Consider the following 26,602-nt stretch of genomic DNA (forward strand, 5'->3'; position numbering starts at 1 on the left):
TATAAAACAAGAAAAAAGCGCGGAAATCCCACGCTTTTTTCTTGTTTTATATTATTTATAAGTATATCGATTTTCTGTTCATAATTTATTTGTTGGAATTTAATGGATAATAAGAGATTGAATAAAGTAACTTTTTCTTGTTTAAATATGAGGTTTAGTAACTTTATTATTAATAGAGTGTAAATAAAAGTATATGAAATATAGTTCATAAATTAGACAAAAATCACATGGGAATTGTATTGTTACGCTTTCGTTAATTCTTTATATTAGAAAAAAATATGTTTTTAGGGAGAGAGTACTTTGAAGAAAAAGATTCTAAAAGTAGCAACAGCTTTAACAATTATGGGTGGAGTAGCATTTAGTGCTGAAGGGACTACAGCAAAAGCTGAATTAGCTGCAAAGCCACAACAAGCAAGTCAGGCAATCTTTAAAGATGTACCAGCAGGACACTGGTCTTATGAAGCAATTCAAACTTTAGCAGAACACGAAATTATGCTTGGTTATGGAAATGGTGTATTCGGTTTTGGACATAACGTAACTCGTGAACAAGTAGCCGCTTTAATTTATCGTGCACTGGATCTTGATGAAGAGTTTGGAGAAGATGAGGTATTAGAAAGCCCGTATAATGATATTGTTGATGATAAATCAACGATGTTTCCTTTTGAAGTGTTAGCAGTAACAGAATTAGGTATCTTTACAGGTGACGAGAATGGAAACTTCAGACCAAAAGCTACGTTAACACGTGCAGAAATGGCGCAAGTTCTTACGAGAGCATTTGGATTACAAGTAAAAGGATCAGCAGGATTTAAAGATGTACCAAAGGGACATTGGGCAGAAAATGCGATTAATGCAGTAGGCTCAAATGGTATTTCAGTAGGAGATGGGAAGGGTAACTTCGCTCCAAACATGAAAGTAACACGTGAACAATATGCGCAGTTCTTATTTAACTCAATGTTTGAATAAATAATAAAAAGGAGCCGGTGTTGTATAACACCGGCTTCTTTTTTTATGTGTAATGCTGGTGGAAGAATACAGTTTTGTAAAAAAACCAATTAAATTTTCAAAAAAAACTTCCTTTTCTGAAGATTTGTTATATAATATAAAACATAAAATCAAATCTGTTATAAAACAGTTTAAGAAGGGGATGCTAATATGTCGACGCAAACTTCACGGGTTACACTCGTGGGAGAAATGTTACCAACGTACAACGAAATATTGACACCTGAGGCGCTTAGTTTTTTAAAGGAACTACATGAAACTTTCAATGAGCGCCGCATAGAACTTTTACAAAAACGTGTGGAAAAACAACAGAAAATTGATGCAGGAGAGTTTCCGAAGTTTTTAGAAGAAACAAAGCACATACGTGAAGCTGATTGGACAATTGCTAAATTGCCAAAAGATTTAGAGGATCGCCGCGTAGAGATTACTGGCCCAGTAGATAGAAAGATGGTTATTAACGCTTTAAATTCAGGAGCACATCTTTTTATGGCGGATTTTGAAGATTCGAATTCACCAACTTGGGAAAATGCGATTGAAGGTCAAATAAACTTACGAGATGCAGTAAAGGGAACGATTTCACATAAAAATGAAAACGGAAAAGAATATCGTTTAAAGAGTAAAACAGCAGTGTTAATTGTGCGTCCAAGAGGATGGCATTTAGAAGAAAAACATATGCAAGTTGATGGGGAAAATATGTCTGGTAGCTTAGTGGATTTCGGACTTTATTTTTTCCATAATGCGAAAGCTCTTTTAGCAAAAGGAAGCGGGCCATACTTTTACTTACCGAAAATGGAAAGCTATTTAGAAGCAAGGTTATGGAATGATGTTTTTGTATTTGCTCAAAAATATATCGGTATTCCAAACGGAACGATTAAAGCGACGGTATTACTGGAAACGATTCACGCTTCGTTTGAAATGGATGAAATTTTGTATGAGCTTAAAGAACATTCTGCTGGATTAAATTGCGGAAGATGGGATTATATTTTTAGCTTTCTAAAGGGTTTCCGTAATCATAATGAATTTTTACTTCCAGATAGAGCGCAAGTCACGATGACGGCGCCGTTTATGCGCGCGTATTCTTTGAAAGTAATTCAAACGTGTCACCGTCGCAATGCACCAGCTATTGGAGGAATGGCAGCACAAATTCCGATTAAAAACAATCCAGAAGCGAATGAAGCAGCTTTTGAAAAAGTGCGTGCGGATAAGGAGCGCGAAGCTTTAGACGGTCATGACGGGACTTGGGTTGCCCACCCGGGACTTGTACCAGTCGCAATGGAAATATTTAATCACATTATGAAAACACCGAATCAAATTTTTAGAAAACGAGAAGAAATACATGTAACAGAAAAGGATTTATTAGAAGTACCAGTGGGAACGATTACAGAAGAAGGCCTTCGTATGAATATTAGTGTAGGCATTCAATATATTGCATCTTGGTTAAGCGGACGGGGAGCAGCACCAATTTATAACTTAATGGAAGATGCGGCAACAGCGGAAATTTCTAGGGCACAAGTATGGCAATGGATTCGTCATGAAGGTGGAAAACTAAATGATGGCCGTAATATTACGCTTGAACTAGTGGAAGAGCTAAAAGAAGAAGAATTAGCAAAAATAGAAAGAGAGATTGGTAAAGAAGCCTTTAAGAAAGGGAGATTCCAAGAGGCGACAACGTTGTTTACAAATCTCGTTCGGAATGATGAATTCGTACCATTTTTAACATTACCGGGTTATGAAATTTTATAAAAAGTGAAAAGGGGATGGAACAAATGAAAAACGAAAGAATCGAGAAATTACAAGAGAGCTGGGAACTAGATAATCGCTGGAAAGGGATCACACGTCCATATTCGGCAGAAGATGTAATTCGCCTGCGCGGATCAATTGATATTGAACATACATTAGCGCGCCGCGGTGCTGAAAAGCTTTGGGCGTCGCTTCATACGGAAGATTACATTAACGCACTTGGTGCATTAACAGGAAACCAAGCGATGCAACAAGTAAAAGCTGGGTTAAAAGCAATTTATTTAAGTGGCTGGCAAGTAGCGGCTGATGCAAATCTTTCTGGCCATATGTATCCAGACCAAAGTTTATATCCAGCGAACAGTGTACCTGCTGTAGTAAAACGAATTAATCAAACGCTTCAACGTGCGGATCAAATTCAGCATATGGAAGGAAGCGGTGATACAGATTATTTCGTGCCGATTGTAGCAGATGCAGAAGCTGGATTTGGCGGACAATTAAATGTATTTGAACTGATGAAAGGTATGATTGAAGCAGGTGCATCTGGCGTGCATTTTGAAGATCAATTATCTTCAGAGAAGAAATGCGGTCATTTAGGTGGAAAAGTATTACTACCAACGCAAACAGCGGTGCGTAATTTAATTTCTGCACGCCTTGCTGCAGATGTAATGGGAGTGCCGACAATTATCGTTGCAAGAACAGATGCGGATGCGGCAGATTTAATTACGAGCGATATAGATCCTGTTGATAAAGCGTTTATTACAGGAGAAAGGACACCAGAAGGATTTTACCGTACGAAAGCAGGTCTTGATCAAGCGATTGCACGTGGTTTAGCATACGCTCCTTATGCAGACCTCGTTTGGTGTGAAACATCTGAACCGAATTTAGAAGATGCAAAACGATTTGCGGACGCAATTCATAAAGAGCATCCAGGGAAATTGCTTGCATACAACTGTTCACCTTCATTTAACTGGAAACAAAAACTAGATGAGAAAACAATTGCGAGCTTCCAAAAAGAAATCGCATCTTACGGTTATAAGTTCCAGTTCGTAACACTTGCTGGATTCCACTCATTAAACTACGGCATGTTTGAATTAGCACGAGGCTATAAAGAGCGCGGCATGGCAGCGTACTCTGAACTACAGCAAGCAGAATTCGCAGCAGAAAAACATGGCTACTCTGCAACTCGTCATCAACGAGAAGTAGGAACAGGTTACTTTGATGAAGTAGCACAAGTTATTACAGGCGGTACTTCATCAACGACAGCATTAAAAGGATCTACCGAAGAAGCACAGTTTACGAAATAAAAGGAAGGGGCACCTTTTGAATGGGTGCCTCTTGTTATTTTGTTTGAGATGCGAGAGTAAATGAAATGATATCAACGATTCGACAAAGGATATCGACTTACCTACAAGAAAGCCAATAGTATCAAATCCACTCAGCTCTATGCTCACGAATAAACTTCATATCTTTTTCATAATGCTCTAAATGTCCTTCATCAATCATTCTTTGGAAATTTACGTCGCCTTCGTTTGCTTTTCTTTTCATATATGTACATAATGCTTCTAATCGCAGTAACACCATACCTAAGTAATCTTCATCCATACTTTTACCGTAGGACTGGACGAATAATTTTATTCTTTTTTTCATACGGCCAGCATGTTGTGCCGATTCATAATGAACTGCCTCGCCGGATTCTGTATAATACGTTCTACTTAAAGGTACACAAGTATAGAGCGTATAAGCGATATCCCAAATTCTTGGTCCAGGAGCAGCAACATCGAAATCAATAATGCCTACTGGTTTTTCTTGATTAAAAATAATATTGTATATGGCAAAATCGTTATGGCATAAAACCTCAATATTATTTGGGGTATGATCCATCGGTTTCCAATCATCTGATAAAGGAAAATCACTTACAGCATCATGGTACAGGCGGAGCATCTTTGCAATTTCTTTTAACACATCATTAGATCGCATATATTCTTTTAACGGATAATTCCCGGTTTCTCCTTCAATAAAAGATAAAATCTCTCTATCTTTTTCATCTATACCTAAAAACTTTGGAGCATGATGAAAACCTTTGTTTTCTAGATGCTGTAATAACTTATGAATTTTTGCACTGTCTGGCTTCAATTCTCGCCGCACAGTATTTTCAGAACGATATACGTTTGAGACGTTTCCGCCAGTTAGTTTTTCTTCGTTAGCGTAGTTTGACATGTGAAAATTCCTCCTATAATTAAAAAATCCAATTCCATATAGTGAATATACCAACAATGGCAGAAAAAAGAAGGAAAGCAAGAAATACTAGACAGCTAAGTGGGACTAACTTATCTTGCCATGTTTCCTGATACTCATAAACTAATTCTTCTACTACTGTTTTCTGTACTAAAGATAAATTTTGATCTTTATCTAACCTCTTTATATGGATAGAATCTCCTTTGAATTTTAAAGCACGTGAAATATGATAAGGATCATTTCCCATTGATTTTTCAAATAATAAACATGATTCATGCATAATGTCTGTTTTATGTTCCGCTAAATACCAGTAACGTCCAGCCATTTCTGGATATTGCAATTTATAATAAATGTCTCCGAGTTGTTTTCGAAGATATAATTCATTTGGGTATGTAGAGATGAGGCCATGTAGTCTATCTCTTGCCTTACCAAAATTATTATTTTCAATATCCTCTTCAATTTTCTTTAATGTTTTTTTAGGGATTTTGGCTGTCATGAATTCCTCCTTATTTGGAATAGAGATGATTATATTTTAAAAGAAATACTAAAAATTAGAAATTCTATTTTTAAAAAAGATTGTACATTTCATTTTAAATATGCTATGATAATGTCAGTTGAATAGTTAAATTAAGCAATCCATATATTATCAAGTGCTGAAAACGAACGAGAAAAAGTATGTGAGAACTAGTTTATGTTTCGTATTTGATAATGTGTGGATTCTTTTTTTAGATAGGAAAACTAAAAAAAATTAAAAATGTATTTTCTTAGGAGGAAATAATCATGGCAGTAACAGGACAAGTAAAATGGTTTAACAACGAAAAAGGCTTCGGTTTCATCGAAGTTCCAGGCGAAAACGACGTATTCGTACATTTCTCTGCAATCGAAACTGAAGGTTTCAAATCTCTAGAAGAAGGCCAAAAAGTTAGCTTCGAAATCGAAGAAGGTAACCGTGGACCTCAAGCTAAAAACGTAATCAAACTATAATTTTATAGTTTATTATGGAAAAAAGGATGGCTGCTGCCATCCTTTTTTTTATGTTGTGGAGAAAGTCTTTCCATCTCTTTTTTTATATCAAAATTGATGGAAAAGGAGAGATTTCTTATGGTGGAGGCATTCAAAAATCATTGGGGTGAACGCGTATCAGTTTTTATAGAAGAATTAGTTCTGCAGGACCATTTTCTACGTACGATTGAAGTAACAATTCGTTTTGATTTCATTGAAGAAAACTACGCCCTTATAACTGTGAAAATAATGGTCGTCCTTTTATCATGCACATTAACGGGCAGTTGGTCTCTCCTCTCAAAATTCAGTGGGAGACCAATTGCCTGTTAACGCCCAATTGTTGAGGACTGATTAAAGTTTCACTTTATAAATGAGAAAGTATTAAGTTTATTTGTTCTTAATTTTTTTCTTTACAATTCATTTTTTATTTGTTGTTCTGTCTACATCCGAAATGGGTAAATCTGTGCCATATAGGCTTTGAGTAACATCTTTTTTGTTAGTATTGTTGTTAGAATTTTGTTCGTCTTGAGATGACGTTTCTAACATTTGTTCTTGCTCTTTACTAGGGGTATTCAGAGCATCTGATGGGACGCTATTAATCTGTTGGCTTAATAGACTTTTTTTCTCCATATTATACAGCTCCTTTTTGGAAGTAGATAAAAACTAATGTAATCATAAATAATTACTTACATATTTTGTGTTTTGAAATGGAATTATATACAAAACTTATATTGCAGATTTAACGAATTAAAAAGTTGCTAGTGATGTATAAAGTTGAAGTTCTTAATAAAAAATAAAAACGGGTAACACGTACGAGTACTTTTTAACGTAGTGGGTAATTTTTCATCATATTTTTTTGATATGTAATAATGTTAAAAAATAAAGGGGATACAAGGACACTCGGAAGAAAAAAATGAATATGAAGAAGAGTAAAAGGCCTTCCGAAATGGAAGGCCTTTTACTCTTCTATTTCAACCTTTTTCTTCTCGCGTTTTTTACATTCAGAGCATTTTGATTTACGAAAAGGTTTTGCAAAAAATAGTAGTATGAAAAATAAGCCGAATATAATACTTGCTGAGTTTTTCACGATCACAATGCTACTATTTTTCATTTGAATCGTTGGTTGAAGTTCTTTTTCTTCCATAGTGGACCTCCATATATTGGATTTTCCTTTTAATTATAGCAAAGTTAATTGTCGTAATGATGCGAAATAAGGAAGCAATTGTAAATATTTATTGATAGTATAAATACATTTTATGTGGATTTTTATTAATTAATCACTATATTTATATTTAATATTTTAAAAGAAATTTGATAAATGATAAAGTATTGTAAAAAAGCGGAATCTATAAGCCATTTCCTTTTCATAGATGCTAAAATTATACATGCAGCTGCTAATATAAATAGAAAAAAGGAGATAGTGGAATATGGAAAGTAAAGTAGAACGCTACGTCGAAAACTATGTTGTAAATAAAAATACAATGGCCTTACTTCCTGTTATTCTAAGTGAAAAGAAAATAGTTACACGAGTTGTTGAGATGGAAGATTCTTTTTTCGTATTTCAAAAACCACTAGATATTATAGAAAGAAGTTGCCGCAAGCATGGCTCTAGTTTCTTAGGTAGAAAAGAAGGAACGAAAGAGTTAACTCATATTACACATAAAGCACCAATTGCGATTAGTCCGACCGATCAACTTTATTTTTTCCCTACCTATTCGTATTCTAGAAAAGAGTGCGCGTGGTTGTCTCATTTTTATATTGAAAGCAATAAAGAATTAAAAGATGGAAATCTTATTATTCGATTTATAAATGGCTTTGCGGTGAAGTTAGAGATATCGAAAACTAGCTTTGAAAATCAACAAAATCGTACAGCGAAATTGCGTACTGAATATGAAGACCGTAGAAAAAAACAAGGAAATCCTTGTTTTAAAGAGGTTGATAAAATTGAAGAATCTAAATTGAAACCGGCATATGAGAAATTGTATTTTGTGAAAGAAGGCGAAGTGTAAAAGGATGGGGGCTCCCCATCCTTTTACTTTTCAGTTTTGTTGGTAAGTCGATATATTTGAAAAAACGCCCAAGTAACGACACACCCTGTCGAATATTGATGGATTATCATAGTTAAATAATGAAGGAATTCTCATGAAAGGTATGGAAACTTAATAATTACATCTCCATATGTCGTACCTACCATTTCCTCTTTCATATAAGCAATGATACAGTAGAGGTAGTACTTAGAGTAAAGGGGTAAAGTGTAGAATGGATTTTCAGACAATCAAAGAGTATTTTTCACCAGAAAATATGGATCATATTGTTGAAAGCTATAAAGCGTTCGGACCACTTCTTGGTATTGGGTTACCGATGATAGAGGCGCTAATTCCAGCATTGCCACTCATCGTATTTGTACTGGCCAATGCTGTTGCATTTGGATTTTGGCTCGGTTTTCTTTATTCTTGGCTTGGATCAGTAATGGGTGCCTTACTTGTCTTTTTCATAATCCGCCATTTTGGCCGAAGTCGTTTCTTTTCTTTTGTGAATAAGCATGAGAAAGTACGAAAGGCAATGGGATGGATTGAAAGGAAAGGGTTCGCGCCGATTTTCGTCATATTTTGTTTTCCGTTTACACCGTCTGCGCTTATAAATGTTGTTGCTGGTCTATCACGCATTAGTGTAAAACAGTTTGGCCTTGCGCTCGCGTTCGGAAAGCTTGTGATGATTTTTATTTTAACGTATATCGGTCATGATTTAATGTCATTTATTCATAATCCGGTGAAATCAGTCATTGTAGCGATTGGTATTTTTATTTTATGGTATGTCGGTAAGAAAATCGAAGTAAAGTTAGAACTACAGTAAGAATGGTCTTCTTTGTAAAGGAAAGCTTCATTATTAAAGGATAAGGGGAGAAGCGGATGAAGAAAACTTTGAAAAAAGAAGGCATAGAGTGGATACGAACAATTTTAATTGGTGTATTATTAGCTGTATTTTTTCGAACGTTTTTCTTTTCAACGTACGTTGTAGAGGGGAAGTCAATGATGCCGACATTGCAAGATGGTAATATGCTTGTTGTAAATAAGGTGAGTTATCAAGTGGGGGACTTGAATAGGTTTGATGTTGTTGTGTTTCATGCGAATAAAAAAGAGGACTATGTAAAGCGAATTATCGGTTTACCTGGGGATCAAATTGAATATAAGCATGATAAACTATATATAAACGGACAATTCGTGGATGAACCTTATTTAGAAACGTATAAGAAAGAGATAGATGGACGACAACTAACAGGTGATTTTAAACTAGAAGAGTTGACGAAAGAAAAATCGGTGCCACCGGGATATATTTTTGTAGTAGGTGATAATCGCCTCGGGAGCTGGGATAGTAGACACTTTGGGTTTGTAAAAGCTGATACAGTTGTCGGTAAAGTTGATTTACGATATTGGCCACTTCAAGAGGTGCAAACGAATTTTTCAAAAGGTTGATATAATAGGTAGAAGTATAGAAAAAGACAAACTACTCCGTTTGTCTTTTTTCGTGTACTATAATACAATTATAGTAGCAAACTAACGTTCGTTATGTAAGTGAAAGGTGGGGTTACATGTCACTTCGATTTGTGATTGGTAGAGCGGGAAGTGGAAAAAGTACACTTTGTTTACACGAAGTGCAAGAAGAGTTAAAACAGCGTCCAAGAGGAGAAACCATATTATATCTTGTGCCAGAACAGATGACATTTCAAACGCAGCAGGCGTTAATTGGTAGTGAGGATGTTAGAGGTTCTATTCGGGCACAAGTTTTTAGTTTTTCACGGTTAGCGTGGAAAGTATTGCAAGAAGTTGGTGGAGCGAGTCGTCTTCACATTGATGAAGCGGGCGTACATATGTTACTTCGTAAAATTGTAGAGTCTCGTAAAGATGGATTATCGGTGTTCCAAAAAGCAGCGGAGCAAAACGGTTTCTTTGAACATCTTGGCAGTATGATTGCAGAGTTTAAACGATATAACGTGACGCCATCAAACGTATATGAAATGTGGCAACAATTAGATGCGCATAGTAGCAGTGCCGAACAAAAGCTACTGGCGAATAAAGTATATGATTTACAACTACTATATGATGATTTTGAGCGTGCCTTAATCGGAAAATATTTAGATTCAGAAGACTATCTGCAATTGCTAGTGGAAAAGCTTCCGCAGTCTGAGTATGTAAATCAGGCTGAAATTTATATAGATGGATTCCATTCGTTTTCACCGCAAGAGCTAGAAATTGTAAGACAGCTTATGATTTGCGGAGCGAGAGTTACGATTACGTTAACGATAGATGAAAAGACGTTAGCACAGCCAGTAAATGAACTAGATCTATTTTATGAAACGACGTTAACGTATGAAAAAATAAAACAAGTAGCACGTGAAGAGAAGATAGAAATTGAAAAAACGATTCCACTTATGGAACAGCCGCGTTTTCATTCTCCGGCATTAGCGCATTTAGAAATGCATTACGAAGCACGTCCAAATGAAAAGTTTCACGGTGAAGCGAGTGTAACGATTAGTACAGCAGCTAATTTAAGAGCTGAAGTAGAAGGTGTAGCCCGTGAAATTCGTAGACTTGTGGCGGACGAAGATTATCGTTACCGTGATATTGCAGTTCTTCTTCGTAACGGGGAAAGTTATTACGATGTGATGCGAACGTTATTTACAGATTATAATATCCCGCACTTCATCGATGAAAAACGACCGATGTCACATCATCCGCTAGTAGAATGCATTCGGTCAGCACTCGAGATTATTAGCGGGAATTGGCGTTATGATGCAGTGTTTCGCTGCGTGAAAACAGAGCTTTTATATCCATTAGACGTAAGAAAAGAAGCAATGCGCGAAGAGATGGATGAGTTTGAAAACTACTGTTTAGCGTACGGTGTACAAGGGAAGAGATGGACTTCTGAGGATCCGTGGATGTACCGACGCTATCGTTCTCTTGACGATACGAATGGGATGATTACAGACAGTGAACGTGAAATGGAAGAGAAAATAAATCGATTGCGCGACGTTGTAAGAACGCCTGTTATTCGTATGCAAAAAAGACTGAAGCGTGCGGGAACAGTTATGCAAATGTGCGAAGCTGTTTACTTATTTTTAGAAGAGCTGGATGTTCCGAAAAAACTAGAAGCATTACGTATTCGTGCAGAAGAGAGCGGCGATTTCTTATTTGCGACAGATCATGAGCAAGTATGGGAAGAAGTAATGAGTCTTCTTGATACGTTTGTTGAGATGCTTGGCGAAGAGAAAATGTCACTTTCTATGTTCACAGACGTTATGTCGACAGGTCTTGAGGCGCTTCAATTCGCAAACATTCCGCCGTCATTAGACCAAGTGTTAATTGCTAACATTGATCGTTCTAGGTTATCAAATGTGAAAGCAACATTCGTCATTGGGGTAAATGAAGGTGTCATTCCAGCAGCACCGATGGATGAAGGTATGCTTTCTGATGAGGAAAGAGAAGTTCTTGGTGCGGCAGGAATTGAATTAGCGCCAACGACGAGACAAACTTTGTTAGAAGAACAGTTCGTTATGTACCAAATGGTAACGAGAGCGACTGAGAAATTATATATTTCATGCCCGCTTGCAGATGAAGAAGGAAAGACGTTACTTGCGTCTAGCTTTATTAAGAAAATAAAAAGAATGTTCCCTGATGTGAAAGACTCGTTTATTACGAATGACGTAAATGATTTATCACGTTCGGAACAAATTTCATACGTAGCAACGCCAGAAGTAACGTTGTCATATGTTATGCAGCAACTTCAAACGTGGAAACGATATGGATTTGAAGGGAATTTAGACTTTTGGTGGGATGTATATAATTTCTATGTAACTTCAGATGAATGGAAACAAAAAAGTAGCCGCGTATTATCAAGTCTGTTTTACCGAAATCGTGCGCAGAAATTAAGCACAGTTGTAAGTAGAGATTTATACGGAGATACAATTAAGGGAAGCGTCTCTCGTATGGAACTATTTAACCGTTGTGCATACGCTCATTTCGCGCAGCACGGTTTATCATTAAGAGAGCGTGATATTTTCAAATTGGATGCGCCAGATATCGGGGAGCTATTCCATGCAGCGCTGAAGAGAATTGCGGACAGGCTATTACGTGAGAACCGTACTTGGGCGGATTTATCAATAAAAGAGTGTGAACATCTTTCTGGTGTAGTAATAGAAGAAATTGCACCGTTATTACAAAGACAAATTTTATTAAGTTCAAATCGTCATTTCTATTTAAAACAAAAACTACAACAAATTATTTTCCGTACGTCAATTATTCTGCGTGAACATGCGAAGTCGAGCGGTTTCGTACCAGTTGATTTAGAAGTGCCGTTCGGTATGGGCGGTACAGGATCACTTCCGCCGATGGAATTTTCATTACCAAATGGTGTGAAGATGGAAGTAGTTGGTCGTATTGATCGTGTTGATAAGGCAGAAGACGAAAACGGTACATTCCTACGCATTATTGACTATAAATCAAGTTCAAAAGCGTTAGACTTAACGGAAGTGTATTACGGATTAGCACTTCAAATGTTAACGTATTTAGATGTTGTTACTTCAAATGCACAGACATGGATGAAAAAAGGCGGCACAGCATCACCAGCTGGTGTATTGTATTTCCACATTCATAACCCGATCGTTGAGGTGAAAGGTGACGCATCTGAAGCAGAAATTGAAAAGGAAATTTTAAAGAAATTCAAAATGAAAGGGCTCGTACTAGGAGATGCTGACGTTGTTCGTTTAATGGATAACAAACTTTCAACAGGAAGCTCAGATATTATTTCTGCTGGTTTGAAAAAAGACGGTAGTTTTAGTGCGCGTTCTAGTATTGCAAGTGAACAAGAGTTTAACGTACTGCAAAAATACGTACACCATACGTTTGAAAATATCGGAAAAGATATTACAGAAGGTGTGATCGATATTGCACCTTACAAAAAGGGGAATAAAGCGGCGTGTACGTTCTGTAACTTCAAATCGGTTTGTCAGTTTGATGAATCACTTGAAGATAATCAATTCCGTACGTTAAAAGATATGAAAGATAGTGAAGCGATGGAGAAAATTAGAGAGGAGGTTGGCGGAGAATGATAGAAAATTGGCCTAAAAAACCAGAAGGTAGTCAATGGACAGATGACCAGTGGAAAGCCGTTGTAGCGAATGGACGTGATATTTTAGTCGCAGCAGCAGCCGGATCAGGAAAAACAGCGGTATTAGTTGAACGTATTATTAAAAAGATTATAAATGAAGAAAACCCAGTCGATGTCGACCGCCTGCTCGTTGTAACATTTACAAATGCAGCGGCGCAAGAGATGAAAAACAGAATTGGGGAAGCGTTAGAAAAAGTATTAATTGATGAACCAGGATCTCAGCATGTAAGAAAGCAGCTGAGCCTATTAAATAAAGCTTCCATTTCAACGATCCATTCGTTTTGTCTACAAGTCATTAGAGGATATTACTACATGCTTGATGTGGATCCTCGTTTCCGCATTGCGAATCAAACAGAAAATGAATTATTAAAAGAAGAAGTGTTAGATGACATATTAGAAGAAGAGTATGGAATTGAAGATAATGCGATATTCTTTGAACTTGTTGATCGTTATACGAGTGACCGTAGTGACGATGATTTACAGCGTATGATTTTAGCACTTCATACAGAATCAAGAGCACATCCAAATCCGGAAAAATGGCTTGATAAATTAGTGGAAGCATACGACGTGGAAGGAAAGACAATTGAAGATTTAGTATATGCTTCGTATTTATTAGAAGATGTGAAATTCCAACTTGAAACAGCGGAACAGCATATTCGTAAAGCGACTGAACTTGCAATGCTTCCTGACGGTCCAGCACCTCGCGTTGAAACCCTGCAAACAGACTTAGCTTTACTTGGAACGTTATCATCAGCTGCTCGTGAGTCATGGACAAGTGTGTACGAAGCAATGCAAAATGTGTCATGGCAAACGTTAAAGCGTATTAAGAAAAGTGATTACAACGAGGACGTTGTAAAACAAGTAGACTCTCTTCGTAATAAAGCGAAGGATGAAGTGAAGAAATTGCAAGAAGAGCTATTTAGCCGCAGACCTGAAAGTTTCTTACGAGATTTTCAAGATATGCATCCTGTATTAGAAAAACTCGTACAGATTGTAAAAGTATTTACAGAGCGTTTCCAAGCGATGAAGCGAGATAAAGGCATGGTCGATTTCACAGATTTAGAGCATTTCTGTTTACAAATTTTAAGTGAACAAAGTGAAGATGGTGAAATGAAGCCATCAGCAGTAGCACTTCAATATCGTAATAAATTTGCTGAAGTATTAGTCGATGAATATCAAGATACGAACTTCGTACAAGAATCGATTATTAAATTCGTAACGAAAGATTCTGAGAGTGAAGGAAACTTATTCATGGTTGGTGACGTGAAGCAATCGATTTATCGTTTCCGATTAGCAGAACCAGGCCTATTCCTAGGAAAGTATAAACGTTTCACGCAAGAAGGATTAGGCGGCGGAATGAAAATTGATTTAGCGAAAAACTTCCGTAGTCGTCATGAAGTACTAGCAGGCACGAACTTCATTTTCAAACAAATTATGGGCGAAGAAGTTGGGGAGATTGACTACGATGCTGACGCTGAATTAAAGTTAGGTGCTAGCTATCCAGAAGGTGAAGATGTAGCGGCTGAACTATTATGTATTCAGCAAACGGAAGAAGAAGTACTAGACGGTGAAGAAGGTGCGGAAGTAGAAAAGGCACAGCTTGAAGCTCGTCTTATGGCGCAGCGCATTAAAGCGATGGTTGATTCAGGTTATGAAGTGTATGACCGTAAAAATAATAGTATGCGCCCTGTACAATACCGCGACTTCGTTATTTTACTTCGCTCCATGCCATGGGCACCGCAAATTATGGAAGAGCTAAAGCTGCAAGGAATTCCAGTATACGCTGATCTTGCGACTGGTTACTTTGAAGCGACAGAAGTAAATATTATGATGAACGTCTTCCGCGTGATTGATAATCCGATGCAAGATATTCCACTTGCCGCAGTGCTTCGTTCACCGATCGTTGGATTAAATGATGAAGAACTTGCGACGCTTCGTGCTCACGGAAAGAAAGGTTCGTTTTATGAAGTAATGAGCTCATTCTTAAAAGGGGCACCACTTGAAGAAGAACAAGAACTACATGATAAATTAGAGTGGTTCTATAACTTACTGCAAGGGTGGCGTGAATTCGCGCGCCAACAGTCACTTTCTGATTTGATTTGGAAAGTGTACGGTGAGACAGGCTATTACGATTTCGTTGGCGGTTTACCAGCTGGAAAGCAAAGACAAGCAAACTTACGCGTGCTATATGACCGTGCCAGACAATATGAAGCAACATCGTTTAGAGGGTTATTCCGTTTCTTACGCTTTATCGAGCGTATTTTAGAACGCGGTGATGATATGGGTACGGCGAGAGCTCTAGGTGAACAAGAAGACGTCGTTCGTATTATGACGATTCATAAAAGTAAAGGACTTGAGTTCCCAGTCGTATTTGTCGCTGGACTTGGTCGTCGCTTTAATACACAAGATTTAATGAAGCGTTTCTTACTGCATAAAGACTTCGGTTTCGGTTCGCAGTTCATTGATCCGCGTAAACGAATTAAATATACGACATTATCGCAACTAGCAATTAAGCGTAAAATGAAAATGGAATTAATTGCGGAAGAAATGCGCGTATTATACGTAGCATTAACGCGTGCAAAAGAGAAGTTAATTTTAATCGGAACAGTGAAAGATGCAACGAAGGAAATGGAGAAATGGCTTGATGCGAGGGAGCATAGTGAATGGTTATTACCAGATCATATACGTGCTGGAGCGTCTTGTTATTTAGACTGGATTGCACCTTCATTATATAGACATCGTGATAGTGAGATGCTTCTTGAATTAGGACAAGGAAGCATTCCAGATGAAGTTTATGGGTATGACACTAGCTGGAAAGTAGAAGTTGTAGACGGTAACACGTTACTTGCACCAGAGCCAGTTCAAGAAGAGAAGCAAGAGTTGTTAGAAGCACTTCGTGAGAAAAAGGCTGTTCCGTTAGAAAGTGAACGGAAAGAAGAAGTGTACGATAGATTAATGTGGAAGTACGGATATGAGGAAGCGACATCTCATCGTGCAAAGCAATCTGTTACAGAAATAAAGAGAAATTATCAATCTGAAGAAGGTAGCGATAACGCCTTTATTAAAAAACTACGTGCGCCAATTAAAACACGTCCACGCTTTATGGAGAAGAAAGGGCTAACGTACGCAGAGCGCGGAACAGCAGTCCATGCCGTTATGCAGCATGTTGATTTGAAGAAGCCGATTACGATTGAAGTTCTTCAAGAGCAAATTGCTGGAATGGTGAATAAGGAATTATTAACTTTTGAACAAGCAGAAGAAATTGCGATTGAAAAAGTCATTGCGTTCTTTGAAAGTGATCTAGGTAAAAGGGTATTAGCGGCGAAAAGTGTTGAGCGTGAAGTACCATTTACAATGATGCTTGCAGCAGAAGAAGCATATCAAGATTGGCAAGGCAAGAGCGACGAAACGATTCTTGTCCAAGGTGTTATCGACTGTATGATTGAAGAGGAAGATGGTATCACGTTAATCGACTTTAAAACGGATACGATTGAAGGAAAGTTCCCAGGTGGATTCGATCAAGCGAAACCGATTTTAGAAGAGCGATATAAAGTGCAGCTTTCGCTATATGCAAAAGCACTCGAGAAAAGCTTACAACATCCTGTGAAAGAGAAATGTTTATACTTCTTTGATGGGAATCATGTTGTGAATATTGAGGGATAGAGAGCAGAAAGGGGCTATAAAAAATGGCAACGTTAAGAACTTGTGAACAGGGACACGAGTACTATAAAAGTAGCGATTGTCCAACTTGCCCAACCTGTGAGAAAGAGAGAAAACCAAAAGAAGGTTTTCTCTCTCTTCTTTCAGCGCCAGCAAGAAGGGCACTAGAACATCATGGAATTCACACTGTAGAAGAACTCTCAAAGTATAGCGAGAAAGAAATTTTAAAACTACATGGTATGGGACCGGCATCTTTACCTAAATTGAGAGCGGCTCTAGAGGAAAAAGGATTATCATTTAAATAAAATTGTAATCTCATGTAGAAAGAAGAAAAAAGTAGGAGATAACTCCTACTTTTTTTATGCTGTTCCAATCTGATCTTGATCGGCCACATCAGAATCGAACGTATTTGTTGCACTAACACCACTAAACGTATTTACGACAAATCCAACGTTAGAAGCTCCAGATCCATTATACGCTTTCGTGTTTTCTTTCGGAGACACGTTATAAAAATCTCCTAAATTGAAAGAGCCATTACTGTTTTGAACGACGAGATTTCCAACAACAGAAGGCATACCATCCACCTACTTTACTAAGCTTTTTAATTACTATATGAATTATTGTGCAGAAGGTTCATCCGTAATATATTGGCGGATTTGCATAATACGAGAGTTATTAAAAACATAATCAACATTTCCAATTTGAAATCCACCAGAGTTTAAAAGTGTTCGTAATTCAACGTTATTCACTTCAATAAAAGGACACTCATTTATAATGTTTAATTTTACGTCTGTCGTTCGTTTCGGGATTGTAATGTATTCATCTGTAAAGATTTCAAATGCATCTAAGCGACCTTCGTCTTTTATATAACAAGGGAATTCACGATGGACGGCAAGAGCTCTACTTTTTAATTCCATTTGATTTGCATCTCCAACTTGAAATACGGCAGCAATACCTAAGGAAATAATAGAAACATTTTCGACAATAGACACATGATGTAACATAATTTTTCAGTCTCCTTAACCTGGAGTAGGAGGGACATCTGTAACTAATGGTACAAATGGCCCCTCTGTAACAGTTTCGAATGGTGTATCAAGAATAGAAGATAGTATGAGGAAATTTGCATCCCCAATTAAAAAGAGTGCGGACGACGATACACCGTTCATTTTAATCTGTCCGACTTTTAATTCACGATTTACAACGTTAACATTCATACATACTTACTCCTTTCGGAAATTGCCCGGTATGTGTTGAATAAAAGATAGAAAGGCTTTGTCGATATCATGTTTCATTGCCTGGATAATGATATCTCGTAAATAATCTGGGTCTGTTGAAATCCCTTCATGTGATTGCGCTTGTGATAAGTAATAAGGAAGTCTATGCTCCATCTGTTTTTTTATGTCATCAACCATCATTTGTCGATACATTTCATCGAGCGGCGTTCTCTCTTCTTGTTCAAAATGGAGAATTCGATTATATGCTTCTTCATCTAAGTAACGATGCATTTCCTGAAGGATGCCTTGGTAAAAATCTGGATTTGTGTCAGTTTCAGGATTGACCTTCAAAGTCTCTGTATCAACTTGAAAATCCTCAATTTGCTGTCCTTTTGCTGAAAATGGGTTTAAACCAATATTTAAAGTTCCATTTAAATTTTCTACTTTTAATTGATCGAATTTGTATTCCACTTTTCCTACAGAAGAGGAGGGGCGATTTTTTAATTCGTTAAGCTCTTCTTGTAATAGGCGTACTTGATCTTCTAAATTTAGGATGGCTGCTTGTTGTGCTTGAAGAGCTTGTTGAAGTTGGTGTAAGTAAGTATATATATCTTGATTCATTTTGTGAAACCTCCTTTTCAATAGGGAGGGGAAATATATTCCTGCTATATATTTATGACAAGGATGTCTTAAGAAGAACTAGTTGATGGTTTGATAGAAATAATTTGTCCTTTCGCCTGTAATGGGCGAAGGGGCTCTGTAAATCCGCCAGTATTTGAGAATTTAGATAGAGCTTTAATACTTCCAGCAGTACCAATTTGGAATACAGAAGAGGTTGTAATGCTATCAATTTTAATGCTGTTAATGATGATGCTTTGGTTTACATAAAAATTCAATGCAATCGCCTCCTCTAAGTTGAACCAATTATCGCTTGATCAATGACATCTGAATCATTAACAGTCGTTGCGCTTTGATAATTGTAGACAGAGACGTTATCTCCAACATTAAAAGAGCCGGCTCCAGCGAAAGCGCGTGAATAACTAATAGGCCTAATCGCAAATACATCTCCAATATGAAAAATACCACTTGATCCAATATTGACGATACGAATATGTCCGACCATAGCTGGCATACAAAACACCTTTCGTTTTTAAAATTTTCTTTTCTACTATTGTATGGGCGTTTTCAATAAAATGTGTGTTTTTTTGAAATAAAAGAAACACACACGTTATTGCGTGTGTGTATCGAGTGTTTGATTAGGGTGAAAATCCGTATGTACATGCCAAATTGCATTTAAGAGCCTGTCCAGTTCTTGGCTACAATCCACTGTTTTTTGAGAAGTCATTCCGTAGCGTTCAGCAAAATAAATCATTTTTTCACGTTTTTTTTCAATCGCTTGCTCAAACATTGAAATCGGCTCCATCTCTAAATGAAATTTTTAGTATATATGTAGTACATATTATACAAAAACCCCATAAAAAAGAAATACCTTCGCTAAAAAAAGTAAAATTTCTACATTTTATGCCAAATAATAAAGGAGTAACGAACAGGATATGAGAAGAATATTGTAAAAATTAGCGTGTATGAGAAGGTTTTTTTCTTACGGATGCGAATACAATTAAAGGGTATGAGTTTTAGGATGGAGAGTGGAAATATTGCGTTTGGTAACGGCGAAAAAAGAAGAAAAGGTATTTGTAGGTATTGTAGATGAAGAGGGAGAAAGGGTATTGCACTTAAGGGAAGCGCAAAGGCAAAAGGGAGAAAAGGTTACAATCCCTATTACAATGTTAGAGTGTATTGAAAGAGGAACCGAATGTTTTGAAAAAATATGTGATATTGTAAATTGGGCGAAGGAAAATGAAGGAACGGCGTATTATCCGTTAACTGAAGTGAAAATATTAGCACCTATTCCAAGGCCAAGGAAGAATATTCTTTGCGTTGGAAAAAATTATCGTGAGCATGCGATAGAAATGGGCGGAGTAGAGTCAATTCCAGAAAATATACTGATCTTTACGAAAGCGCCAACGACAGTTATTGGAATGGATGAAAAAATTAATAGTCATCCTCATGCAACAAATGAACTAGACTATGAAGGCGAACTAGCTATCATCATTGGTAAGCGAGGGAAACAAATAAAAAAAGAAAAAGCGCTTGAGCATGTTTTTGGTTATACCATTATAAATGATATAACTGCTCGCGACATTCAAAGGAAGCATAAACAATTTTTCCTTGGAAAAAGTTTCGATACATTTTGTCCGATGGGACCGTATTTAATTCATAAATCAATGGTTAGTGAGCCGAATGCGTTACACATTGAAACGATAGTAAATGGGGAAGTAAGACAAACTTCAAATACAAATAAAATGATTTTTTCAATAGAAGAAATTATTTCAACGATAAGTAAAGGAATGACGTTAGAACCAGGAGATATTATCGCAACAGGAACGCCGGCTGGTGTCGGAAAAGGTTTCACACCACCGAAGTTTTTGCATGCTGGTGATGAAGTGGTCATTACAGTAGAAGGAATTGGTACTTTGCGAAATGTAGTGAAATAAAAAAAGAGCTATCTTATGAAAAGATAGCTCTTTTTATGGTCTGGGATTATAGAGATAATCGATAACGGAAAAAGTGTAAAGACCAATGAATGCAAGTGTGCAAATGCCCAATAGTATAACCGTAAGTGCGCTTTTTTCTCGGCCAAAGCCAATAATAGTAAGGATAACAGCAGTCCAAAATGATGCTTTCAGTAGTGTGAATGTAGTAGAAGTTAAGTAGTGACTAAGCAAAGTTGTGGAAAGTAAGAAGCCAAAGAATGTAACTAAAATAAAAGACGTAGCTAAATAGTTAATATGTTTGCCGTATCGTAATAACAATATATCGTACCTCCTTTACAAAATATAAATACAGAAAATTACAATTTTATTTTAGTATAAATCAATATAAAAAGAAAGAGGTTGTCCTAACATGTAGGACAACCTCTCTATTATTACGATAATACAGCTTTAATTTTTTGGAATGCCCACTCTAAATCTTCTTCAGAGATTACTAGAGGTGGTGCGATACGAATTACGTTTTCATGTGTTTCTTTACATAGTAGACCAGCTGCTTTTAGTTGTTCACAGTAAGGACGAGCTGGCTCGTTTAATTCGATACCGATGAATAAACCTTTACCGCGAACTTCAGTGATCATTGGGTTATCAATTTCTTTTAATTGCCCGACTAATTTTTCTCCTAATTGAAGAGAACGCTCTGTTAATTTTTCTTCTTCTAACACTTCAAGAGCCGCGATAGACACAGCACATGCAAGTGGGTTACCACCGAATGTAGAACCGTGAGAACCTGGCTCAAATACGCCTAAAATGTCGCGGTTTGCTGCAACGCAAGAGATCGGGAACACACCGCCACCAAGTGCTTTACCAAGTATGTACATGTCAGGAGTTACATCGTCCCAGTCACAAGCGAATACTTTACCAGTACGGCCTAAGCCTGTTTGGATTTCATCTGCTACGAATAAAACGTTTTCTTTTTTACATACTTCAAGAGCTTCTTTTAAGTAACCAGCTGGTGGGATATTAATTCCTGCTTCACCTTGAATTGGCTCTAAAATGAATGCTGCTGTGTTTGGTGTAATTGCGGCTTTTAATGCTTCTAAATCACCGTAAGGAATTACAACGATGCCAGGAAGCATTGGGCCGAATCCACGCTTGTACTCTTCATTTGAAGACATAGAAACAGAACCCATTGTACGTCCGTGGAAGTTATCTTCACAAACGATGATTTCAGCACGGTTTGCTTCTACTTTCTTCACATCATAAGCCCAGCGACGAACTGTTTTAATTGCAGTTTCAACAGCTTCAGCACCTGTATTCATTGGAAGTACCATTTCTTTATTAGTTAGTTTCGCAACTTTTTCGTACCAAGGACCTAATTGATCGCTATGGAAAGCACGAGAAGTTAACGTAACACGATTAGCTTGGTCAATTAAAGCGTTAATAATTTTTGGGTGACGATGACCTTGGTTTACTGCAGAATATGCACTTAATAAGTCCATATAGCGGTTTCCTTCAGGATCTTCTACCCAAACACCTTCTGCTTTAGAAATAACGATTGGAAGTGGGTGATAGTTATTTGCTCCGTATGTGTCTGTAAGTTCGATAATATCCTTAGTTTGAATCATGATTGTTCCCCCTTTTGTTATTACAAGAAGTTTGTAAATACTCTAAATATTATAGCATTTAAATGTAAAAAAGCGAAACATTTCCTGAAAATAAATGAACATGTTATCATATAGAGTGAAAAAGTGTGAAAATAGGAGGTAAGGGATACGATGGTACATATGCATATTACAGCATGGGCGTTAGGTTTAATTTTATTCTTTGTGGCGTATTCACTTTATTCAGCAGGAAGAAAAGGGAAAGGCGTACATATGGGGCTTCGCCTCATGTACATTATCATTATTGTAACAGGCTTCATGTTGTACATGAGTATTGTGAAGACAGCAACAGGTAGCATGCACATGTGGTATGGCTTAAAAATGTTAACTGGTATTTTAGTTATCGGTGGAATGGAAATGGTTCTTGTAAAAATGAGCAAAAACAAACCGGCAGGGGCGGCTTGGGGCTTATTTATTGTCGCGCTAGTAGCGGTATTATACTTAGGACTAAAATTACCGATTGGTTGGCAAGTATTCTAATAAAGAGAATAAAACCACCTTATAATCTCAAATGTTTGGGAGATAAGGTGGTTTTTATTTTTATGTCGCATCGATATGCAATTCTTCTCCGTTTACTTTCGTAAAACGAAACATGTTTTTATTGGAAGACGTGTGACGAACGAAATGATGCTGCAGTGTACAAATCATTTCTTCGTTATCGAACAATAGAATATTTACTCCTTCGCGTGCTTCCTCTTTCGGTAAGAAAGATAAATAATTATGACAATACATGCAATCATATAAAGAGTAGTGAAGTGATTGCAATGATTCAGTTAATAATGTAAAGACAGAGTCAGGTAACTCTTCAAGCCATTCCTTATAGCTAAGAAGTAATTTCTTTCGGATTCGTATCATCTCACCATTTTGTAATTGATGCTGTTCGTTAGCAATTTGTAATACATTTTGTTCATAGAAACGAGCTGGTAGCCAGTTATTGTTATATAAAACCTCAAAACCATCTTCGGCAATATCTTCTAATAAAAATGCTTCCTCATTTTCGTCATCAAAGAATATCCATTCATTGTTTATATATTCTACATTACCGACTGTATGGGCGCGGGGTTGGTTATATAAAATATGTTTACGTTGTATCATACACGATATCTCCTTTATAAAAAGTAGTTATTTCTGTTATAGACAGTTCGTGCATTCTTTATAACTAGACACATCTAGACATAAGTGGGCATACAATAAAACACGTTTTACTGAGTGAAAATACTATTCCATATGTGGATAGTAGGTTATCCGTCAAGTTTGTCATTTCTTTGATCCGCACTTTTAGAGTGGGGATTACTGCACGTTCAGGAAAAGTAATAAGATGGAAGGATGATTTATATGTGCGGGATTACAGGATGGGTGGATTATAAACGCTCATTAGAAGGAGAAAGGGCCACTGTTATGAAGATGGCTGAAACGTTAGCGAAGCGTGGCCCAGATGATAATAAAGTTTGGATTAAAGGCAATGTCGCATTTGGGCATAAGCGGTTAATCGTTGTTGATCCTGAGGGTGGTAAACAGCCGATGACTTGTTTAAAAGATGAAACGAATTATGCAATTTGCTATAACGGCGAACTGTATAACACGGAAGACATTCGAAAGGAACTATTAAGAAGAGGATATATGTTCAAAGGCCACTCTGATACGGAAGTACTATTAGCTTCTTATATTGAATGGAAAGAAGAATGTGTCGATCATTTAAACGGTATATATGCGTTTGCTGTATGGGATGAACAGAAAGAACAAGTTTTTATTGCACGAGATCGATTAGGTGTAAAACCGCTATTTTATAAATACGATAGTGGGCGATTACTATTTGGTTCCGAGTTAAAAGCGATATTGGCGCATCCAAATGTGAAGGCGGAAGTAACGTTAGAAGGCTTGTCAGAAGTATTTGGTCTCGGACCATCTAGAACGCCTGGTCACGGTATTTATGCTGGTATAAAAGAACTACGTCCAGGGCATGCGATGACATTTTCAAAGAATGGTTTATGTATATGGAGATATTGGAATGTTGAAAGTAAAAAGTATGAAGACTCCTTTGAAGAAACAGTAGAGAAAACACGTTTTTTATTACAAGATGCGATTACAAGGCAGCTCGTTTCTGATGTACCACTGTGCACTTTTCTATCAGGTGGTGTAGACTCGAGCGCAATTACAGCAATTGCTGCGAAAGAATACGAAAGATCAGGAAAAGGGCAATTACACACGTATTCGATTGATTACGAAGATAATGACAAATACTTTAAAGCGAATGCGTTTCAGCCGAATTCAGATGCACCATTTATTAATTTGATGACTGAAACGTTTCAAACAATCCATCATCGCTGCGTCATTTCAAATGAACAATTAGCACAGTATTTAACAGAAGCAGTACTCGTTCGTGATTTGCCTGGTATGGCAGATATTGATTCATCATTATTATGGTTTTGTCGAGAGATTAAACAAGATTTTGTCGTCGGTCTATCTGGGGAATGTGCAGATGAAATATTTGGTGGTTATCCGTGGTTTTATAGAGAGGATGATTTACAATCGAGTGCATTTCCGTGGATGCGCTCTACAGAAGCACGTGAACAACTGCTAAAGAAAGAATGGAGAAATAAATTAAACTTACAACAATATGTACAGCAGCGCTATGAAGAGTCCATTCAAGAAGTTCCTATTTTAGAGGGAGAAAGCCCAATTGAAGCAAAGAGACGACAATTATTTTATTTAAATATGGTATGGTTTATGACAACATTATTAGACAGAAAAGATCGTATGAGTATGGGTGCAAGCTTAGAAGTACGCGTTCCATTTGCGGATCACCGACTTGTCGAATATGCGTGGAATATTCCTTGGGAAATGAAAATGTATAAAAACCGCGAAAAAGGTCTATTGCGTAAAGCGTTAGAAGGGTTACTTCCAAATGACATCTTATATAGAAAGAAGAGCCCGTATCCGAAAACGCACAATCCGCACTATACAAAAGCAGTAACAGTATGGCTACAAGATTTATTAACAGATAAAGGCTCGATTCTACACGAACTATTTGATAAGGAACAGCTAAGTGGATTAATTGAGTCAGGCGGCAGTGCATTTCAAACGCCTTGGTTTGGTCAATTAATGACCGGGCCGCAACTTTTAGCTCATTTAGCGCAAATTCATGTTTGGTTTAAAGAATACGGGGTAAATATTAAAGAATAGGAGAGAAGCGACTTACTTTATATGTAAGTCGCTTTTTATTAAATAAATTGTCATATAAAATTAAAAATCATATTAGAAATAATACTTATTTATAATAATTATTTTGACGTACTTATTATTAGTTGTTATAATTGGAAACAAATGTTCTTGAAAAAGATTCTCATTTATAAAATTGAGGTGTTATATAGATGACAAAGAAAAAAATAGGTTTACTCGTAATGGCGTATGGAACGCCAGAATCATTAGATGATGTAGAAGCGTACTACACACATATTCGCCACGGGCGTAAACCTTCCGAAGAAGCACTCCAAGACTTAATCGGGCGCTATAAAGCAATTGGCGGAATTTCCCCACTCGCAAAAATTACGAAAGAGCAAGCGCATAAATTAACAGATGCAATGAATAACATATTTACAGAGTATGAATTTACTTGTTACTTAGGCTTAAAACATGTTGCCCCATTTATAGAAGATGCAGTAGAAGAGATGAAGCGCGATGGAATTGAGCAGGCGATTAGTATCGTATTAGCGCCGCATTATTCTACTTTTAGCATTAAAGCGTATAATGACCGGGCTATTCGTTTTTCAAAAGAAATCGGTGGCCCTGTTATTGAACCAATTGAACAATGGTACGAAGAACCGAAATTTATTTTGTATTGGGCAAATCAGATAAAAGAGACTTTTACTAATATTGTAGATAATGAGAAGGCTGTCGTAATTTTTTCTGCACATAGTTTACCAGAAAAAATTATTGCAGCAGGTGATCCTTATGTGGAGCAACTGCAGCATACAGCAGACTTAATTGCAGAGGCTGCAAACATTCAAAACTATACAATTGGTTGGCAAAGTGCTGGGAATACTCCAGATCCGTGGATTGGGCCAGATGTGCAAGATTTAACAAAAGATTTATATAAAGAGCATGGTTATGAATCCTTCGTATATTGTCCAGTTGGCTTTGTGGCAGAGCATTTAGAAGTTTTATATGACAACGATTATGAATGTAAAGTTGTAACGGATGAACTAAATGCCAAATATTTTAGACCAAATATGCCGAATGCACAATCGGTTTTTATCGAATGCTTAGCTGAAATTGTTTCCAAAAAAATGAAGGAAACAGTTGACAAGAATTTAGTTTTGAATAATAATTAGTTTATAATAATTTTAAATAAATAATAATTACTACGAAAGAAAGA

At 36.9% G+C, this 26,602-nt stretch carries 28 protein-coding genes and 1 pseudogene; 15 read left to right on the top strand and 14 right to left on the bottom strand.

Annotated features, from left to right (window positions below):
• Positions 1-300 precede the first annotated feature (300 nt).
• The 3 genes from DN390_RS27660 (at position 301) to aceA (ending at position 4,043) form a co-directional block, all read left to right on the top strand.
• Complete coding sequence (locus DN390_RS27660) at positions 301-963, top strand: S-layer homology domain-containing protein (RefSeq protein ID WP_147809026.1); 663 nt, start codon at positions 301-303, stop codon at positions 961-963.
• A 189-nt stretch (positions 964-1,152) separates the two neighbouring features.
• Positions 1,153-2,742, top strand: coding sequence for a malate synthase A (gene aceB / locus DN390_RS27665; RefSeq protein ID WP_147809027.1), 1,590 nt, complete (start codon positions 1,153-1,155; stop codon positions 2,740-2,742).
• Between the two features lie 23 nt (positions 2,743-2,765).
• Positions 2,766-4,043: an isocitrate lyase gene (gene aceA / locus DN390_RS27670; protein ID WP_060629908.1), complete on the top strand. Its 1,278-nt coding sequence runs from the start codon at positions 2,766-2,768 to the stop codon at positions 4,041-4,043.
• Positions 4,044-4,164: 121 nt separating this feature from the next.
• On the opposite strand, the gene DN390_RS27675 is transcribed toward aceA, so the two are convergent.
• Positions 4,165-4,956, bottom strand: coding sequence for a phosphotransferase (locus DN390_RS27675; protein ID WP_147809028.1), 792 nt, complete (start codon positions 4,954-4,956; stop codon positions 4,165-4,167).
• Positions 4,957-4,975: 19 nt separating this feature from the next.
• Complete coding sequence (locus DN390_RS27680) at positions 4,976-5,470, bottom strand: DUF6584 family protein (protein ID WP_147809029.1); 495 nt, start codon at positions 5,468-5,470, stop codon at positions 4,976-4,978.
• Between the two features lie 284 nt (positions 5,471-5,754).
• Here DN390_RS27680 and cspA point away from each other — a divergent pair, with 284 nt between their 5' ends.
• Positions 5,755-5,958 (top strand): RNA chaperone/antiterminator CspA, encoded by a 204-nt coding sequence (gene cspA / locus DN390_RS27685; protein ID WP_000301522.1) that lies wholly within the window; start codon positions 5,755-5,757, stop codon positions 5,956-5,958.
• Between the two features lie 117 nt (positions 5,959-6,075).
• A pseudogene (locus tag DN390_RS27690) lies at positions 6,076-6,242 on the top strand (IS5/IS1182 family transposase); the annotation flags it as partial.
• Positions 6,243-6,393: 151 nt separating this feature from the next.
• Here the strand turns inward: DN390_RS27690 and DN390_RS27695 are convergent.
• Positions 6,394-6,606 (bottom strand): hypothetical protein, encoded by a 213-nt coding sequence (locus DN390_RS27695; RefSeq protein WP_098198443.1) that lies wholly within the window; start codon positions 6,604-6,606, stop codon positions 6,394-6,396.
• Positions 6,607-6,934: 328 nt separating this feature from the next.
• A complete protein-coding gene (locus DN390_RS27700) occupies positions 6,935-7,120 on the bottom strand; it encodes a hypothetical protein (protein WP_060629912.1) in 186 nt (61 codons plus the stop codon).
• Positions 7,121-7,403: 283 nt separating this feature from the next.
• Here DN390_RS27700 and DN390_RS27705 point away from each other — a divergent pair, with 283 nt between their 5' ends.
• The 6 genes from DN390_RS27705 to DN390_RS27730 all read left to right on the top strand — a co-directional run bounded on the left by DN390_RS27705 (position 7,404) and on the right by DN390_RS27730 (position 17,105).
• Entirely contained in the window at positions 7,404-7,985 is a 582-nt protein-coding gene (locus tag DN390_RS27705; protein WP_147809030.1) for a competence protein ComK, read from the top strand.
• Between the two features lie 250 nt (positions 7,986-8,235).
• Positions 8,236-8,829, top strand: coding sequence for a TVP38/TMEM64 family protein (locus DN390_RS27710; RefSeq protein ID WP_060629914.1), 594 nt, complete (start codon positions 8,236-8,238; stop codon positions 8,827-8,829).
• Positions 8,830-8,885: 56 nt separating this feature from the next.
• Positions 8,886-9,449 (top strand): signal peptidase I, encoded by a 564-nt coding sequence (lepB, locus tag DN390_RS27715; protein WP_063224645.1) that lies wholly within the window; start codon positions 8,886-8,888, stop codon positions 9,447-9,449.
• A 116-nt stretch (positions 9,450-9,565) separates the two neighbouring features.
• Positions 9,566-13,081, top strand: a complete 3,516-nt coding sequence (gene addB, locus DN390_RS27720; RefSeq protein ID WP_147809031.1) for a helicase-exonuclease AddAB subunit AddB — start codon at positions 9,566-9,568, stop codon at positions 13,079-13,081.
• Positions 13,078-16,803 (top strand): helicase-exonuclease AddAB subunit AddA, encoded by a 3,726-nt coding sequence (gene addA, locus DN390_RS27725; RefSeq protein ID WP_097949542.1) that lies wholly within the window; start codon positions 13,078-13,080, stop codon positions 16,801-16,803. Before addB ends, addA begins: the two co-directional genes overlap by 4 nt.
• A 23-nt stretch (positions 16,804-16,826) precedes the next feature.
• Complete coding sequence (locus DN390_RS27730) at positions 16,827-17,105, top strand: RNA polymerase alpha subunit C-terminal domain-containing protein (protein ID WP_147809032.1); 279 nt, start codon at positions 16,827-16,829, stop codon at positions 17,103-17,105.
• 54 nt (positions 17,106-17,159) lie between these two features.
• On the opposite strand, the gene gerPF is transcribed toward DN390_RS27730, so the two are convergent.
• From gerPF to DN390_RS27765, 7 genes are all read right to left on the bottom strand, one after another.
• The gene (gene gerPF, locus DN390_RS27735) at positions 17,160-17,375 is read right to left on the bottom strand and encodes a spore germination protein GerPF (protein WP_001141570.1); all 216 of its coding nucleotides are present in this window, start codon (positions 17,373-17,375) and stop codon (positions 17,160-17,162) included.
• 42 nt (positions 17,376-17,417) lie between these two features.
• Positions 17,418-17,804 carry a spore germination protein GerPE gene (locus tag DN390_RS27740; RefSeq protein ID WP_097949544.1) on the bottom strand — a complete coding sequence of 129 codons (387 nt, stop codon included), beginning with the start codon at positions 17,802-17,804 and terminating at the stop codon, positions 17,418-17,420.
• A gap of 15 nt (positions 17,805-17,819) precedes the next feature.
• On the bottom strand, positions 17,820-18,014 hold the full coding sequence (gerPD, locus tag DN390_RS27745) for a spore germination protein GerPD (protein WP_001102341.1): 195 nt from the start codon (positions 18,012-18,014) through the stop codon (positions 17,820-17,822).
• 6 nt (positions 18,015-18,020) lie between these two features.
• The gene (gerPC, locus tag DN390_RS27750; protein WP_042874592.1) at positions 18,021-18,635 is read right to left on the bottom strand and encodes a spore germination protein GerPC; all 615 of its coding nucleotides are present in this window, start codon (positions 18,633-18,635) and stop codon (positions 18,021-18,023) included.
• A 68-nt stretch (positions 18,636-18,703) separates the two neighbouring features.
• The gene (gerPB, locus tag DN390_RS27755) at positions 18,704-18,910 is read right to left on the bottom strand and encodes a spore germination protein GerPB (RefSeq protein ID WP_001012508.1); all 207 of its coding nucleotides are present in this window, start codon (positions 18,908-18,910) and stop codon (positions 18,704-18,706) included.
• A 14-nt stretch (positions 18,911-18,924) separates the two neighbouring features.
• The gene (gene gerPA, locus DN390_RS27760) at positions 18,925-19,146 is read right to left on the bottom strand and encodes a spore germination protein GerPA (protein WP_001111187.1); all 222 of its coding nucleotides are present in this window, start codon (positions 19,144-19,146) and stop codon (positions 18,925-18,927) included.
• Between the two features lie 96 nt (positions 19,147-19,242).
• The gene (locus tag DN390_RS27765; RefSeq protein ID WP_000462840.1) at positions 19,243-19,422 is read right to left on the bottom strand and encodes an aspartyl-phosphate phosphatase Spo0E family protein; all 180 of its coding nucleotides are present in this window, start codon (positions 19,420-19,422) and stop codon (positions 19,243-19,245) included.
• Between the two features lie 247 nt (positions 19,423-19,669).
• Between DN390_RS27765 and DN390_RS27770 the strand changes: the two genes are divergently transcribed.
• A complete protein-coding gene (locus DN390_RS27770) occupies positions 19,670-20,569 on the top strand; it encodes a fumarylacetoacetate hydrolase family protein (protein ID WP_179955793.1) in 900 nt (299 codons plus the stop codon).
• Between the two features lie 33 nt (positions 20,570-20,602).
• Here DN390_RS27770 and DN390_RS27775 read toward each other — a convergent pair whose 3' ends face one another.
• Both DN390_RS27775 and rocD read right to left on the bottom strand, forming a co-directional pair.
• The gene (locus DN390_RS27775; RefSeq protein WP_063224636.1) at positions 20,603-20,887 is read right to left on the bottom strand and encodes a hypothetical protein; all 285 of its coding nucleotides are present in this window, start codon (positions 20,885-20,887) and stop codon (positions 20,603-20,605) included.
• Between the two features lie 113 nt (positions 20,888-21,000).
• Positions 21,001-22,191 carry an ornithine aminotransferase gene (gene rocD / locus DN390_RS27780; protein WP_000616660.1) on the bottom strand — a complete coding sequence of 397 codons (1,191 nt, stop codon included), beginning with the start codon at positions 22,189-22,191 and terminating at the stop codon, positions 21,001-21,003.
• A gap of 150 nt (positions 22,192-22,341) precedes the next feature.
• Between rocD and DN390_RS27785 the strand changes: the two genes are divergently transcribed.
• Positions 22,342-22,707, top strand: coding sequence for a YisL family protein (locus DN390_RS27785; RefSeq protein ID WP_097949547.1), 366 nt, complete (start codon positions 22,342-22,344; stop codon positions 22,705-22,707).
• Positions 22,708-22,767: 60 nt separating this feature from the next.
• On the opposite strand, the gene DN390_RS27790 is transcribed toward DN390_RS27785, so the two are convergent.
• Entirely contained in the window at positions 22,768-23,322 is a 555-nt protein-coding gene (locus DN390_RS27790) for a DUF2777 domain-containing protein (protein WP_060629922.1), read from the bottom strand.
• 240 nt (positions 23,323-23,562) lie between these two features.
• On the opposite strand from DN390_RS27790, the gene asnB reads away from it, so the two are divergent.
• Entirely contained in the window at positions 23,563-25,410 is a 1,848-nt protein-coding gene (gene asnB / locus DN390_RS27795; protein ID WP_147809033.1) for an asparagine synthase (glutamine-hydrolyzing), read from the top strand.
• A gap of 188 nt (positions 25,411-25,598) precedes the next feature.
• The gene (hemH, locus tag DN390_RS27800; RefSeq protein ID WP_147809034.1) at positions 25,599-26,558 is read left to right on the top strand and encodes a ferrochelatase; all 960 of its coding nucleotides are present in this window, start codon (positions 25,599-25,601) and stop codon (positions 26,556-26,558) included.
• The last annotated feature ends 44 nt before the right edge of the window (positions 26,559-26,602 follow it).

This window comes from Bacillus sp. SH7-1, from assembly GCF_008042405.1.
GTDB lineage: Bacteria > Bacillota > Bacilli > Bacillales > Bacillaceae_G > Bacillus_A > Bacillus_A thuringiensis_N.